The 13839-nt window shown below is 71.3% G+C and carries 12 protein-coding genes; 7 read left to right on the forward strand and 5 right to left on the reverse strand.

Annotated elements, in window-relative coordinates; genetic code table 11:
* Positions 1-30 precede the first annotated feature (30 nt).
* From ABT053_RS26455 to ABT053_RS26480, 6 genes are all read left to right on the forward strand, one after another.
* A complete protein-coding gene (locus ABT053_RS26455; RefSeq protein ID WP_350972255.1) occupies positions 31-1734 on the forward strand; it encodes a CocE/NonD family hydrolase in 1704 nt (567 codons plus the stop codon).
* The gene (locus tag ABT053_RS26460; protein WP_350972257.1) at positions 1734-1889 is read left to right on the forward strand and encodes a hypothetical protein; all 156 of its coding nucleotides are present in this window, start codon (positions 1734-1736) and stop codon (positions 1887-1889) included. The genes ABT053_RS26455 and ABT053_RS26460 overlap by 1 nt, the downstream gene beginning before the upstream one ends.
* A complete protein-coding gene (locus ABT053_RS26465) occupies positions 1886-2689 on the forward strand; it encodes an HpcH/HpaI aldolase/citrate lyase family protein (protein WP_350972258.1) in 804 nt (267 codons plus the stop codon). The genes ABT053_RS26460 and ABT053_RS26465 overlap by 4 nt, the downstream gene beginning before the upstream one ends.
* A gap of 380 nt (positions 2690-3069) precedes the next feature.
* On the forward strand, positions 3070-4104 hold the full coding sequence (locus tag ABT053_RS26470) for a LacI family DNA-binding transcriptional regulator (RefSeq protein WP_350972260.1): 1035 nt from the start codon (positions 3070-3072) through the stop codon (positions 4102-4104).
* Between the two features lie 265 nt (positions 4105-4369).
* Positions 4370-6256, forward strand: coding sequence for a ricin-type beta-trefoil lectin domain protein (locus ABT053_RS26475; RefSeq protein WP_350972262.1), 1887 nt, complete (start codon positions 4370-4372; stop codon positions 6254-6256).
* Positions 6257-6557: 301 nt separating this feature from the next.
* A complete protein-coding gene (locus ABT053_RS26480) occupies positions 6558-6992 on the forward strand; it encodes a hypothetical protein (RefSeq protein ID WP_350972264.1) in 435 nt (144 codons plus the stop codon).
* Between the two features lie 288 nt (positions 6993-7280).
* Here the strand turns inward: ABT053_RS26480 and ABT053_RS26485 are convergent, their stop codons facing one another.
* The 3 genes from ABT053_RS26485 to ABT053_RS26495 all read right to left on the reverse strand — a co-directional run bounded on the left by ABT053_RS26485 (position 7281) and on the right by ABT053_RS26495 (position 11127).
* Positions 7281-7745, reverse strand: a complete 465-nt coding sequence (locus ABT053_RS26485; RefSeq protein ID WP_350972266.1) for a hypothetical protein — start codon at positions 7743-7745, stop codon at positions 7281-7283.
* 685 nt (positions 7746-8430) lie between these two features.
* Complete coding sequence (locus tag ABT053_RS26490; protein WP_350972268.1) at positions 8431-9933, reverse strand: MDR family MFS transporter; 1503 nt, start codon at positions 9931-9933, stop codon at positions 8431-8433.
* A 363-nt stretch (positions 9934-10296) separates the two neighbouring features.
* Entirely contained in the window at positions 10297-11127 is an 831-nt protein-coding gene (locus ABT053_RS26495) for an SDR family NAD(P)-dependent oxidoreductase (RefSeq protein ID WP_350972271.1), read from the reverse strand.
* A 157-nt stretch (positions 11128-11284) separates the two neighbouring features.
* On the opposite strand from ABT053_RS26495, the gene ABT053_RS26500 reads away from it, so the two are divergent.
* Complete coding sequence (locus ABT053_RS26500; protein ID WP_350972273.1) at positions 11285-11773, forward strand: winged helix-turn-helix transcriptional regulator; 489 nt, start codon at positions 11285-11287, stop codon at positions 11771-11773.
* A gap of 62 nt (positions 11774-11835) precedes the next feature.
* On the opposite strand, the gene ABT053_RS26505 is transcribed toward ABT053_RS26500, so the two are convergent.
* Entirely contained in the window at positions 11836-12513 is a 678-nt protein-coding gene (locus ABT053_RS26505) for a response regulator (RefSeq protein WP_350972274.1), read from the reverse strand.
* Complete coding sequence (locus ABT053_RS26510) at positions 12510-13799, reverse strand: sensor histidine kinase (RefSeq protein ID WP_350972276.1); 1290 nt, start codon at positions 13797-13799, stop codon at positions 12510-12512. Before ABT053_RS26510 ends, ABT053_RS26505 begins: the two co-directional genes overlap by 4 nt.
* Between the last annotated feature and the right edge of the window lie 40 nt (positions 13800-13839).

A 13839-nucleotide genomic window follows, 5' to 3' on the forward strand; every position in this document is an offset into this window, starting at 1 on the left:
CTCACACACGTACAGACAGGAGCTTGTGGCATGTTGGTCGAATGGGACGTCCCGATCGAGGTCGACGACGGGACCGTGCTCCGCGCGGACGTCTTCCGGCCGGAGGCGGAGGGCCGCTATCCCGTCATCCTCACCTACGGCCCGTACGCCAAGGGCCTGTCGTTCCAGGAGGGCTACCCGAGCGCCTGGGAGAAGATGGCGCGGGACCATCCGGACGCGGTCGGCGGATCGACCAACCGGTACCAGAACTGGGAGGTCGTCGACCCGGAGAAGTGGGTGCCCGACGGTTACGTCTGCGTCCGCGTCGACTCCCGGGGCGCGGGCCGCTCCCCCGGGGTGATCGACGTCTTCTCCCCGCGCGAGGTCCAGGACCACGTCCTCTGCGTCGAGTGGGCGGGTGAGCAGGAGTGGAGCAACGGCAAGGTGGGGCTCTGCGGGATCTCCTACTTCGCCATCAACCAGTGGCTCGTCGCCGCGCGCCGGCCGGCCCACCTGGCCGCCGTCTGCGTGTGGGAGGGCGCGGCCGACTGGTACCGCGACTCCACCTACCACGGGGGCATCCGGACCACGTTCTGGGACCACTGGTACGACATGCAGGTGAGGTCCGTCCAGCACGGCCTCGGGGACGCCGGTCCGCGCAACCCGAACACCGGGGTGAACGTCTGCGGGGACGAGAACCTGAGCGAGGAGGAACGGGCGTCGAACCGCGTCGACCTCGGCGCGTCGATCCGGGAGCACCCGCTGGACGACGGCTACCACCGGGACCGCTCGCCCGACTGGGACAAGGTGACCGTCCCGGTCCTGTCGGCGGGGAACTGGGGAGGCCAGGGGCTGCACCTGCGGGGCAACACCCACGGCTACCTCCGCGCGGCGTCACGGGAGAAGTGGCTGGAGATGCACGGCGACACGCACTGGTCGCTGTTCTACGCCGACTACGGCGTCTCCCTGCAGAAGCGTTTCTTCGGTCATTTCCTGAAAAATGAGGACACGGGGTGGAAGGAGCAGCCGCCGGTGCAGCTCCAGATCCGCCACGTGGACAGCACGTTCACGCTGCGCCACGAGGAGGCGTGGCCGATTCCCCGCACCCGCTGGACCTCCCTCTATCTCGACGCCGCGCACGGGTCGCTCACCCCCGAGCCTCCCGCGACGCCCGGAAGCGTCGGCTACGACGGCATGGGGGACGGGGTCGTGTTCGAGACCCCGCCGCTGCCCGCCGACACGGAGATCACCGGCCCCCTGTCGGCCAAGCTGTTCGTCGAGTCCTCGACCGCCGACGCCGACCTGTTCCTCGTCGTACGGGTTTTCTCGCCGGACGGCACCGAGGTGACCTTCCAGGGCGCCCTCGACCCGAACACCCCGGTGGCGCAGGGGTGGCTGCGCGCCTCGCATCGCAAGCTCGACGACGAACTCTCCCGGCCGTACCAGCCATACCACACGCACGACGACCCCTCCCCCCTGGTGCCCGGCTCGGTGTACGAGCTCGACGTCGAGATCCTGCCGACCTGTCTCGTGGTGCCCGAGGGCTACCGGATAGCGCTCGCCGTACGGGGCCGGGACTACGTCCACGACGGGCCCGCGACCCGCCTGTCCAACCTGAAGAACCAGATGACCGGGTGCGGGCCGTTCGTCCACGACGACCCCCGGGACCGGCCGGCCGAGGTGTTCGGCGGCCGGATCACCCTCCACACCGGCGGTGACCACGCCTCGCGGCTCCTGCTGCCGGAGATCCCGTAGTGCCCGTCAAGGCGGTCACGGTGTCCACCGAGGCGGTCGCGATGTCCGCTGAGGCGTCCGTGATGCCCGTCGCGGCGGTCGTGGTGCCCGCCGGGACGGTCGCGGTGTCCTTCGAGGCGGTCGCGGTGTCCGCCGGGGCGGGAGGGCGGCGATGAACCGGGACGCGCTGGCCCACGCGCGGGCGCTGCTCTTCGTACCCGGCCATCGCCCCGAGCGTTTCGGCAAGGCGGCGCGGGCCGCCGGTGACGCGATCGTCCTCGACCTCGAGGACGCCGTCGCCCCCGAGGACAAGGACCCGGCGCGCGGCAACGTCCGCCGGTGGCTGGAGGCAGGCGGGGACGCGGTCGTACGGATCAACGGGCGCGGGACCCCGTGGCACGACGCCGACGTCGAGCTGGTCGGCCGGCACCGCTGCGCCGTCATGCTCCCCAAGGCCGAGAGCCCCGAGGACATTGCCTCCCTGGTCGACCGGCTGCCTCGCGGCAACGGCGTCGTCCCGCTGGTGGAGACGGCCACCGGCATTCTCGGGGCGAGGGGGCTGTGCGCGGCCCCGGGGGTGGTACGGCCCGCCTTCGGCAGCGTGGACCTCGCCGCCCAGCTGGGCGTCGACCCCGGAGATCGCACCGCGCTGCTGCACGCCCGTTCGGCACTCGTCCTCGCCGCCGCGTCGGCGGGGGTGGCCGCGCCCCTGGACGGTGTCACCACGAGCGTCGGGGAGTACGCCACCGCGGTGGCCGACGCGGAACACGCGGCGCGCCTGGGGTTCACCGGCAAGCTGTGCGTCCACCCCCGGCAGGTCGAGCCGGTGCGCGCGGCGTTCGCGCCCTCGGCCGAGGCCCTGCGCTGGGCCGAGGCGGTGGTGGCAGCCGCCGCCGGTGGCGGGGTGAGCACGCTGGACGGGCAGATGATCGACAAGCCCGTCGTCGAACGGGCCCGCAGGCTGCTCGCCGGATAAGCCCGGCGAGGGGCCCCCGCCAAGCCTGCGGGCCACCCGACGGACGAGACCGCCGAGAAAACCACGCCGAGCCCGCGGGCCGCTCGACGGACGAGACCGCCAAGGGGACCCCACGGAAAGGACGAGACCGCCGGGGGGACCCCACGGACCACCCGACAGCGAGAGAACCCCACCGGACTCGCGGGCCGCCCGGCGGACGAGACCCCGGGAGAACCCCGCCAAGCCTGCGGGCCACCCGACGGAAGAGACCCGGGAGGACCCCCGGCCGTTCGGTGGGCAGGGCCCTCGCACGCGGGCCCGTCGTCCTCGGACTCCTCGCGGTCGCTTCCCGTCGGCGCTGGTTATGCTGACGGCAGGGACACGGCTATCAGGGGGCGCACATGGCTCGGCCCGGGACGCGCGCGACCGTGCGCGACGTCGCGGCGGAGACGGGCCTGTCGATCGCCACCGTCTCGCGGGTCCTGAACGGGCAGGCCAACGTCGCCCCGCGCACCCGCGAGCTGGTGCTGCGGGCCATCGGCCGCCTCGGGGACCAGGCGCCCCGGCCGCGCACCGGGCAGGAGACGACGTCCGGCGGCACGATCTACGTGCGCTGCCCCTACCTGCTCACCGACTACTTCGGGCTCATCGTCTCCTCGGTCGGCGAGACCATCGAGCTGCACGGCGGCCAGATGATCCTGAGCACCGGGGAGTCCGCCCAGCACACCCCCGCGATCGTAGGCCTGCCCGACCGCCCCGGCATCGCGGGGGCGATCCTGATCCTCCCCCCGGAGCCGGGCGAGGAGCTCGTACGGCTCCGCGACCGGCGCTTCCCCTTCGTGGTGATCGACCCCAGGACGCCCCCTCCCAAGGACATCGTGGCGGTGTCGGCCGCGCACTTCGCGGGCGCGCGCAAGCTGATGGCGCACGTGGTCGAGCTCGGTCACCGCCGGGTCGGCATCGTCGGCGGCCCGGTGAAGTGGCTGCCCAGCGAGGCCAGGCTGGCGGGATACACCGCGTCGCTGGCCGACGTCGGCGTCCTGCCCTCGGCCGAGCTGCTGCGCAGCGTGCGCGAGCCCAACTCGGAGAACGGCTACCGCGCGGCCTGCGAGCTGCTGGACCTGCCCGAGCGGCCGACGGCGCTGGTCGCGTTCAACGACAAGATGGCGGTCGGCGCGCTGTGGGCGGCGGCCGAGCGCGGCCTGGACGTCCCCGGTGACCTGTCGGTCGCGGGCTTCGACGACCTCGACCTCGGCCGGGCGACCCTGCCGACGCTGACCACGGTGCGCCAGCCGCTGCAGGAGATGGGCCGGATGGGGGTCACGCTGCTGATGCGGCTGCTCAACCGGCACACGCTGGAGGCCCTGCACGTCTCCCTGGGGACCGACCTGATCGTCCGCGGCTCCACCGGCCCCGTCCCCCGCGTCTCCCGCTAAGGACCCTTGTTTCATTTGTTTCAGTGACGGCAGGCGTGCCGGCTCCCGTACAAAACCCATCGATCCTGCGTGTTTTCAAGCCTTGACAACCGATTTACACATGTGTTGTCCTGTCCTGCAACAGGAAAGTTTCTTATCTGTTACATCGGTTACAGCGACGGTTCCCGGGACGACGCGCGTGTCCTGACGCGAACGGCCCCGGGCGTCGCGGGCCCGACCGCACCCCCCGATCGCCCCCCGGTCGCCCTCCGAAAGGACCCCTGCCGTGTTCCGACCACCTCGCCGGGTTCTCACCCTCGCCCTGGCCTGCGCCGCCGCCCTGTGGGCGACGGGACCCGTCGCCGCCACGCCCGCCCTGGCCGCCAACGAGCCGGTGAACATCTGGCTCACCACCACGTCCGACGCGGGCGGCCGGGCCGTCACGCGGGGTCTCCAGCAGCAGTCCCCCATCGCCTTCGGCCCGGCCGGGGGCAGCGCCAGCCACACCATCACCGTGAACGAGGGCACCACCTACCAGCAGTTCGAGGGCGGCGGAGCCTCGATCACCGACACCACCGCCTACCTGCTGCGCGGCGGCCCGATCAGCGCGGCCACCCGCGACGCCGTGATGCGCAGGCTCTTCCACCCCACCGACGGCATCGGCCTGTCGTTCGTGCGCAACCCGATCGGCGCCTCCGACCTCTCCCGGCCCGGTCACGTCTCGCTCGACGACACCTGCTGCGACCTCAACGACTTCGGCGCCAACGGGTACGACACCAACGTTCGCCTGCTCACCCAGCAGGCCAAGTCGCTCAACCCGGCGCTGCGCGTCAAGGGCGTGCCGTGGAGCGCCCCCGGCTGGATGAAGGACAACGGCCGGATGGACCAGATGGGCTGGCTCAAGTGGGAGCACTACCCCACGTACGCCCAGTACCTGGTGAAGTACGTCCAGAGCTACCAGAACGCCGGAATCCCGGTTAACTACATCTCGGTGCAGAACGAGCCCAACTGCTGCCAGGCGGGCAACCCGACCGCGGCGAACTACCCCGGCATGAACTGGAACTCCTCCGGGCTGGCCGAGTTCACCAAGAACCACGTCTACCCGGCCTTCCGCGCCGCCGGCATCACGACCAAGGTCCTCGTCCACGACTGGAACTACGGCGACTACGCCGCCATGGGCGCGGGCGTGCTGAACGACGCGGCCGTGCGCAACGACCCCCTGTTCGGCGGCATCGCCTGGCACGGCTACGCCGGCGACCCGGCGGTCGGCACCCAGATCCACAACCAGTATCCGGCCATACGCCAGTTCAGCACCGAGCACTCGGGTGGCACCTGGATCGGCAACCAGCACAACGAGGATCTCTCCGACATCGTCAACTACGCCCGCAACTGGAGCGGCAGCCTCGTCAAGTGGAGCCTCGCGCTCAACCAGAGCATGGGCCCGCACAACGGCGGCTGCGACGTCTGCACCGGCCTGGTCACCGTCCAGGAGGGCGGCCCCCGCGCCGGCCAGGTCGACAACACCATCGAGTACTACACGACCGGCCACCTCACGAAGTTCGTCAGGCCCGGCGCGTTCCGGATCGACTCCACCGCCAACGCCACGATCCAGAACGTCGCCTGGCGCAACTCCGACGGTTCCAAGGCCCTGATCGCGCACAACCGCGGCACCTCGGCCCAGTCCGTCCGGGTCAACTGGGGCGGCCAGTCGTTCACCTACTCCCTGCCGGCCCGCACCACCGCCACCTTCACCTGGTCCGGCACGCCGAGCGGCAACCCCGGCACCCCCGGTGGCGGCGCCATCACCGGCCTGGCGGGCAAGTGCATGGACGTCGCGGGCGCGAGCAGCGCCGACGGCGCCGCCGTCCAGCTCTACACCTGCAACGGCACCACCGCCCAGCAGTGGACCCGCCCCGGCGACGGCACGCTCCGCGTGCTCGGCAAGTGCCTGGACGTCGTCGGCAACGGCACGGCCAACGGCAGCCAGCTCCAGCTGTGGACGTGCTTCGGCGGCCCCAACCAGCAGTGGACCTACAACCCCACGACCAGGGACCTGGTGAACCCCGCCGCGAACAAGTGCGTGGACGTCACGGGCAACACCAGCGCCGACGGCGCCCGCCTCCAGCTGTGGACGTGCACCGGCGCCGCGAACCAGAAGTGGACGGTGTCCTGAGCCGGCCCGCTCCGGCCCGCTCCGACCCGACCTGACCCGACCTGACTTGACCTGAACGGAACACGGGCGCGAACCCTCCCGGGGGTTCGCGCCCGTGGCTTTTCGGGGTCCTCCGAGTCCCTGCGGGTGCCGGATGCCCGGCTCGCGGCGTTCTCGCCATGGTCCGCCGGCGCCGCCCCTCGGCCACCGCCGGTGGCCCGCGAGCCTTGACACCGACTTTAAGCATCGAGGTGATTACCCACAGTGATTACGGTGCATGAGGTCCCATGCAAATCAACCCTCGTACCCACGGGAGCACCCCATGCAAACCCGCACCACAGCGACGGCGCTGGCCGCCCTCGGCCTCCTCACCACGCTGGCCACCGTCGGCGCGACCGCCACCGCCGCGACCGCCTCCACCGCCCCGGCCCCCTGCGCGCAGGAGTACCTCGCGATGCTGAACGCCGAGGACGCCCTCGCCAACGTCGACTCCCTCCCGGAGGTCAAGGCCGCCCACGCCGCCCTGGTGAAGGCCGGCAACGCCGCGAACGTCGACCAGCTCTCCCAGAAGGCGGCGCTGCAGCAGCTCGGCGTCAAGGCACCGGCGCTGGACCCCGCCGCGAAGAAGATGGTGGACGCCTACAACGCCGCCGGAGCCAAGTACGTGCAGGTGCGCGACGCGGCCCTCATGAAGATCGCGCCGCAGCGGCAGAGCTCCAGGAACACGCTCAAGCAGTGCCTCAGCTCCCACTCGTGACCTGAGCGCCTGACACGGCCGGAGTCCCCGGGCGCCGGGGCGGCATGCCCCTGGCGCCCGGGGACTCCGGCAGGGGTCCCGCCCGTGGTTCCCGGAAGGCGAGCGCGCCCTCCGGGAGTCGTGAGCGGGACCGGACGTCCCGCGACCGGGCCACGAACCCGGCACCGGACATCGGCACGGACAGCCCCGGCGGGGGCGGCCGACGGATCGCCGGTCGCCCCCGCCTGCCCGCGCTTCCGACGCGACGCCTGTCATGACCTCACGAACTGTCATGACCTCACGAAGGGGTCAGAAGGAGTCGCGGTGGTAGTTGCCCCAGTCGAAGTCGCCGGAGCGGCCTTCGCCGACGCGGACGCGGAAGCCGTCGAAGCCGCCCTTGGCGCTGTAGCTGAACTTCCACTCGTGGTGGCCGCCGGTGTTGAAGCGGCGATTGTGCCAGCCGCGGTCGTCGTGGTAGTAGAAATCGACGAAGGTATTCTCCCGGTCGCGGTCACGGTCCCAGGTGTTGATGTCGAAGTAGTAGCGGCCCTTGGAGTAGTACCAGTAGCCCTTGTAATAGGAGCGCTCACCGCGCGACTCGCCACGGCCGAAGTCGGAGTAGCCGGAGAACCAGTGCTTGGTGTACTGCGCCTGGGCGGCCGAGGCCGTACCGGCGGTGGTCGCGGTGTCGGCCTGGGCGGGGGCGGCGACGATGCCGGCCGCGAGGGCACCGGCCAGGGCCGTGCCGGCCAGGACGCTACGAAGCTTACGCATGAGGGATTTCCTTTGAGCGAGGGTGTTCGGGAAGAACCCGGATGATCTGCGCCCGGTGCGCTTTCTCAGTGCCGCGCTCCGGACAGCACTGACATTAGGCGGGGGAAAAGTCCCTTTCTGCGTACAAACACACACATAGCGCCGAGCGTGCACTACGACACACAAACGCCCCCACCGGCCTCCGGCGAGTTCTGGAGGCCGCCCCCACGGCCGACCCCGTGACCTGCCCTGTAACCGGCCCCGTTACGGCTCCCCCGCTCGCCGGGAGCGGTGGCCGAGACGTCCGGCCCCTGTTGACGAGCACGCGGGCACCTCGGGCCGATGGTCACTCGAAGCGTTCACACCGTTGATGTGGACGCGGATCTCCGGCACCCGCGGGTGGCGGGAGATCGTCACCTGGCCGGCCGTGGAGAGCTCGGTGACCTCCTAGACGCCCAGTGGGGCGGGGAACCGCCAGGTGTCCGTCCGCGGCGGGCCCGCGGGCGGGGAGGGGGCCTCTGCCGGGGCGGGACGGTCTGTCGTGGCGGAGGCCGACCCACCGGGGCGACCTGGCGGGAGGGGCACCTATCGAGGCGACCTGCCCGTCCCTGGGACAGTGGAAGCCCGGGGACGGGCAGACCCTCGCGGGATCACCCTCGGCGCCGTGGCCGGCTGATCCTGCTTCGCGCTCCGGCCGTCGCCGTCGTCACACCGTTTGTTTCGCCGACCAGGTCTCCTCGGCCTCGGTCTCGGTCTCGGCCTCACTCTCGGCCTCGGGCTTGCCGTCCGCTCGGGCGGGCAGGAGCAGGGCGGCGACGATCACGGCCACGGACAGCACCGCGCCGATGACGAAGGCCAGCCGCATGCCGCCGAGGGTGGCGAGCACCTCGGTGGCCCCCTCGGACTTCAGCACATCGGCCCGCGCGCTCATCACGGTGATCACGAGCGCGGTGCCGAGGGCCGCGAAGACCTGCTGCAGCGTGCTCAGGATCGAGCTGGCGTGGGAGTAGAGCGGCGGCGGGACCGCTCCGAGCCCGAGGGTGAACACCGGGGTGAAGGTCGCGGCGAGACTCACCATCAGCAGCGCGTGCAGGCCGAGGAGCTGCCAGAACGGCATGGTCATCGTGACCAGGGCGAAGCCGGTGAGCGCGAGCGTGATCCCGATCGCGCCGGGGATGACCAGGATCCGTCCGCCGAAGCGGTCGAACAGGCGGCCGACGACCGGGCCGAGCAGCCCCATCGCGAGACCGCCGGGCATCACGAGGAGCCCCGCCTGCAGGGCGCTGAGCCCGCGGACGTTCTGCAGGTAGAGCGGCAGCAGGACCATCGAGCCGAGCATCGCCATGAAGGCCACGGACATCAGGATCAGCGAGACCGTGTAGGTGCGGTAGCGCAGGGTGCGCAGGTCCAGCAGCGGCACGCCGCGCCTCTGCAACGACAGCTGGCGGAAGACGAAGACCGCGATGGCGACCAGGCCGGCCGCCACGATCGCGGTGGCGAAGGCGACGTCACCGCCCTCGAACCGGCTGAGCCCGTAGACCAGGCCGCCGAAACCGGCGGCCGCGGTCACCACGCTCAACCAGTCGACGGTGCTGAACTCGGGCTCCCCGACGTTCTTGAGCTGCGCCAGGCCGCGCCAGGTGATCAGGGCGGCGATGGGGAGCACCACGGCGAACAGCAGCCGCCAGGACCCGAACTGGAGGATCACCCCCGAGACGGTCGGGCCCATGGCGGGCGCGACCGAGATGGCGAGGGAGACGGTGCCCATCACCCGGCCCCGGTCGCCTTCGGGCACCACCTGCATCAGCGTGGTCATCAGCAGCGGCATCATCACGGCCGTCCCGGACGCCTGGATGATGCGGGCGCCCAGCAGCACCTCGAACGACGGTGCGACGGCGGCGAGCGCCGTGCCGAGCAGGAAGAGGCCCATCGCGGTGGCGTACGCGCTGCGGGTGGACACCCGCTGCAGGAACCATCCGGTGACGGGGATGACGGCGGCCATGGTCAGCATGAAGGCGGTCGAGAGCCACTGCGCGGTCTGCTCGGTGATGTGCAACGCGCTCATCAGCCGCGGGATCGCGTTGATCATGATCGTCTCGTTGAGGATGACCACGAACGTGGCGAGCACCAGCAGCCGGATCACAGCCGGGGTGCGACCCGGAACGGCGGTCACGGGTTTGGCGGGTGAGTCGAGCTGGGGGCTGAGCACGGCACCTCAATCGGGGGTCGTCGAACACGGCGCGGTCATGGCCGGTGTGCCGGCCCTGGGTCTCGCAGAAGTTGTGGTCACGCAAAGAATGACCGTTACCACCGACAAAACTCATCGCTCGCCCCCAACATTCCGCCAATCGCCATGAGATGTCACTCGGTTTTCACCGGCCGACGACGGTCCCCGGCCCCCCGGCAGGAACACCCAAAACCCACTATGACCTGCGCGAACACCATCCACCCGGCCTCGGGGGCGGAGGCGCCACAGTGGCGAACGTCACGAATGAGGAGGCGGCGCCGCGACTCCGTCACCGGCTCGGCGAGCCGGGGCGACCCGTGTTCAGGCACGAGTTCAGGCACGAGTTCAGAGGCGGCGCAGGAGGTCCTCGGTGTACGTCGCCAGGCGGGCGGCATCGCCGGGATCGAGCGTCTTCAAGGACCTCTCGACCGGCCGGCCCCGGTCGATCGCGGAGAGCGGGTCGGCCGGCGGCTCCTCGATCCATTCGACGATCGGCCGGACCACGTCGGCCACCGGACGGGCGAAGAGCCTCGCGAGCAGCTTGATCGAGCCGCGTACCAGCGGATCGCGGTGCCCGTCGGCGCCGCTGCGGGTGAATCCGGGGTGGTAGAGCACGTAGCGCGCCCTGCTCCCCGCCCGGTCGGCGAACGCGACGCCGAGCAGGTCGTTCGCCCGGCCCGCCTGGAGCTGGGCGCGCACCTGGCCGTAGCGGCGCGTCAGCTGCGGGTCCTCCCAGAAGATCCGGCCCGCGGTGGTCCCGACACCGGCGACGTTGACGATCACCGGGTTCGGGGCGGCGTCGAGCAGCGGGATCAGCCGGTGGCTGAGCAGATAGCGGCTCAGGTAGTACAGGGCGAAGGTGGACTCCAGCCCCTCCGCGGTCTCCTGCCGCCTGGGGCTCACCCGGTTGGCGAACAACGCCAGCGCGTCGACGCTGCCGTGCCGCTCGAAGACACCGGTGACGACCCGTTCGACCTCGGCCGTCGAGGACAGGTCCGCCCGTACGAACCGCAGGTTCGGGTTCGCCACCCGGTCGAGCAGGGCGCGTCCCCTGGCCTCGTTGCTGCCGATCACGGTGACGTGGTCGCCTCTCGAGAGCCGCGCCAGGGCGGTCGCGCGGCCCATCCCGTCGGTGCCGCCGCTGATGATCACGGTTTTCCGTGGCTGCTCCGGCACGGTGTCCTCCATAGGCTCGGAACCAGGCTTGGAGCCAGGCATGGAATCAGGCTCGGACCGGGCTCGGACCAGGCTTGGAATCGGGCCCGGAACCGAGCCCGGAATCGGCTGGGTCAATCCTGGGTTCTCCTGCCTAAGGCGGAAAGAAGGCAGTCTCATGTCCGGTACGCACACTGGTGTTCCCTCGGTGCTGGCCCACGAGCTTCCCCGGCCGGTGCCGGCCGACGAGCTCGCGGCGTGTCCCGTCAGCGACGTGTTCCGCCGCGTGGGCGACAAATGGAGCATGCTGCTGGTGATCCTGCTCGGAGGCCGCCCGCACCGCTACAACGAGCTGCACCGCGCCGTCGAGGGGATCAGCCAGCGCATGCTGACCCGTACGCTGCGCGGCCTGGAGACCGACGGGCTGGTGCGGCGCGAGGTGCACCCGACCGTGCCGCCCAGCGTCGAGTACAGCCTGACCCCCCTCGGGCGAACGCTGCTCGAACCGCTGTCGGCGCTGGCCGACTGGGCGGTGGGCCACGAGGCGGAGATCAACGAGGCTCGATCCCGCCATGCCGCCACCGTCGCGCCAAGCCCTCGACGAGCCCTCGATGAGCCCGCAACGAGCCCACGACGAGATCCCGACGAGCCCGCGATGACGTCATGAGATGACGTCATGAGACATGCGCCCGTTCGGGAGGGAGATCGGCGGCGGACGATCGGGCCGCGTCAGGACGGCTCCCGCGCCTCGGGGGTGAGCAGCCGCCGGTTGAACGCCTCGGCCACGGCCGCGGCCCGGTCGCTCACGCCGAGCTTGCCGTAGATGTTCAGCAGGTGGCTCTTGACCGTGGCCTCGGTGATGAACAGCCGGGCGGCCGCCTCACGGTTGGTGTTCCCGGCCGCCACGAGTTCGAGGACCTCCAGCTCCCGCTGGCTGAGCAGTTGCGGGGCGGGCGTCCTGACCCGGTTCATCAGCCGTGCCGCGACCGAAGGGGACAGGACGCTCTCGCCCCTGGCGGCGGCCCGCGCGCCGCGCAGCAGGTCCTCCCGGGGAGAGTCCTTGAGCAGGTAGCCGGTCGCGCCCGCCTCGATCGCCGGCAGTACGTGGGTGTCGTTGTCGTAGGTGGTCAGCACCAGCACCCGCGCGGTGACGCCGAGCCTGGCCAGCTCGGTGATCGCGGTCAGCCCGTCCATGCCCGGCATGCGCAGGTCCATCAGGATCACGTCCGGATCGAGCTCCCTGGCGAGCCGCACGGCCGCGGCGCCGTCCGCGGCCTCGCCCAGCACCTCGAATCCCGGCGCGGAGGCGAACATGCTGCTCAGCCCGTCCCTGACGATGGGATGGTCGTCCGCGATCAGCAGCCGGATCGGGGGCTCGGCCGTAGGGCCGGTCGTGCGGTCGGTCATGCGGGGCTCCCGGCCGGCAGGATGGGGACGCAGGCCGAGATCCCGGTGCCGGCGCCGGGCTCGGACTCGACGCGCAGGCTTCCGGACAGCCCCTCGACGCGCTGCCGCATGATGGTCAGGCCGAACCCGCCCCCGTGGGACGGTGGCCGCGACGCGCCGGTTTCCAGGCCCGCCAGATCGAAGCCCCTGCCGTCGTCACGCACGTCCAGCGCCACCTCGTGTTCCAGATAGGACAGCGTCACTCCCACCCTGGTGGCGTGCGCGTGCCTGGCCACGTTGGCCAGCGCCTCCTGCGCCGTGCGCAGCAGCGCGAACTCGGTCTCCGGCGGCATCGGCCGTACCGTGCCGGTCGTCGTGACCTGGACGGCGAGCCCGTGCAACGCCGACCACCGGCCGGCGACGTCGGTGAGCGCGTCGCTCAGGCGCGCGGTCTCCAGCGGCTCGGGCCGGAGCGCGTCGACCGAGCGCCGGGCCTCCACCAGGCTCTCTCTCGCCAGCGTCTTCACGGCTTCGAAGGGACGGTGCCACGGCGCCGGGACGTCGTGCATCTGCTCGGCGGCCTGGAGTTGCGTGATGATCCCCGTAAGCCCCTGGGCCAGGGTGTCGTGGATCTCGCGAGCCATCCGCCGGCGCTCGTCGAGGACCCCCGCCTCCCTGGCCTGGGCGAGCAGCTGGGCGTGCAGGCCGGCGTTCTCGGCGAGCGTCGCCTCCAGCAGCCGGTTCGTCCGGCTCAGCTCGGCGAGGGCCTGGAGGCGCTGCTCTCTCTCCTGCTCGGCGAGCTGGAGGAACCAGGCGGTGACGCACATCATGACGATGTTGACGACCACGATGATCGCGGAGATCGTCAGGCCGAGGGCGGTGGTCTTGGGTACGTCGGACGCCTGCGCGACGCCGGCCACGACCGCCACGGCGGCCACGCCCGGCAGCCGCCACGGCCAGCGGAGGACGGTGAAGGCGTAGATGTAGGAGGCGGGGGTGAACAACCCGAACGCGGGGTCCCGGGCCACCAGGATCGCGGTGATCGCCACCAGGCCGGTGAAGAACACCCCCATGATCAGCGGGCGCTCCCACCAGGCGGGACGCAGGGTGAACATGAGGAGCGTCCACCCCGCGGCCACCCCGCACAGGGCGAGGTCGACGAGCGGGGAGTCGTCGCCCGCCGACCGCTCCACGATCACCTTGAAGACGACGAGAGCGGCCAGCAGCGCGTACGGCACCACGGTCACCAGCAGAAAGGGGTGCTGTCCCCGCTTCGCGTTCCAGGGTTCCGGCGTCTGCCCGCTCACGTCCCTCTCCCTCCGCCTCGAACCCGTTCCCGGCACCTGT

Origin of the sequence: Streptosporangium sp. NPDC002524 (assembly GCF_040295985.1) — a bacterium.
In the GTDB taxonomy this organism is placed as follows: Bacteria; Actinomycetota; Actinomycetes; order Streptosporangiales; family Streptosporangiaceae; genus Streptosporangium.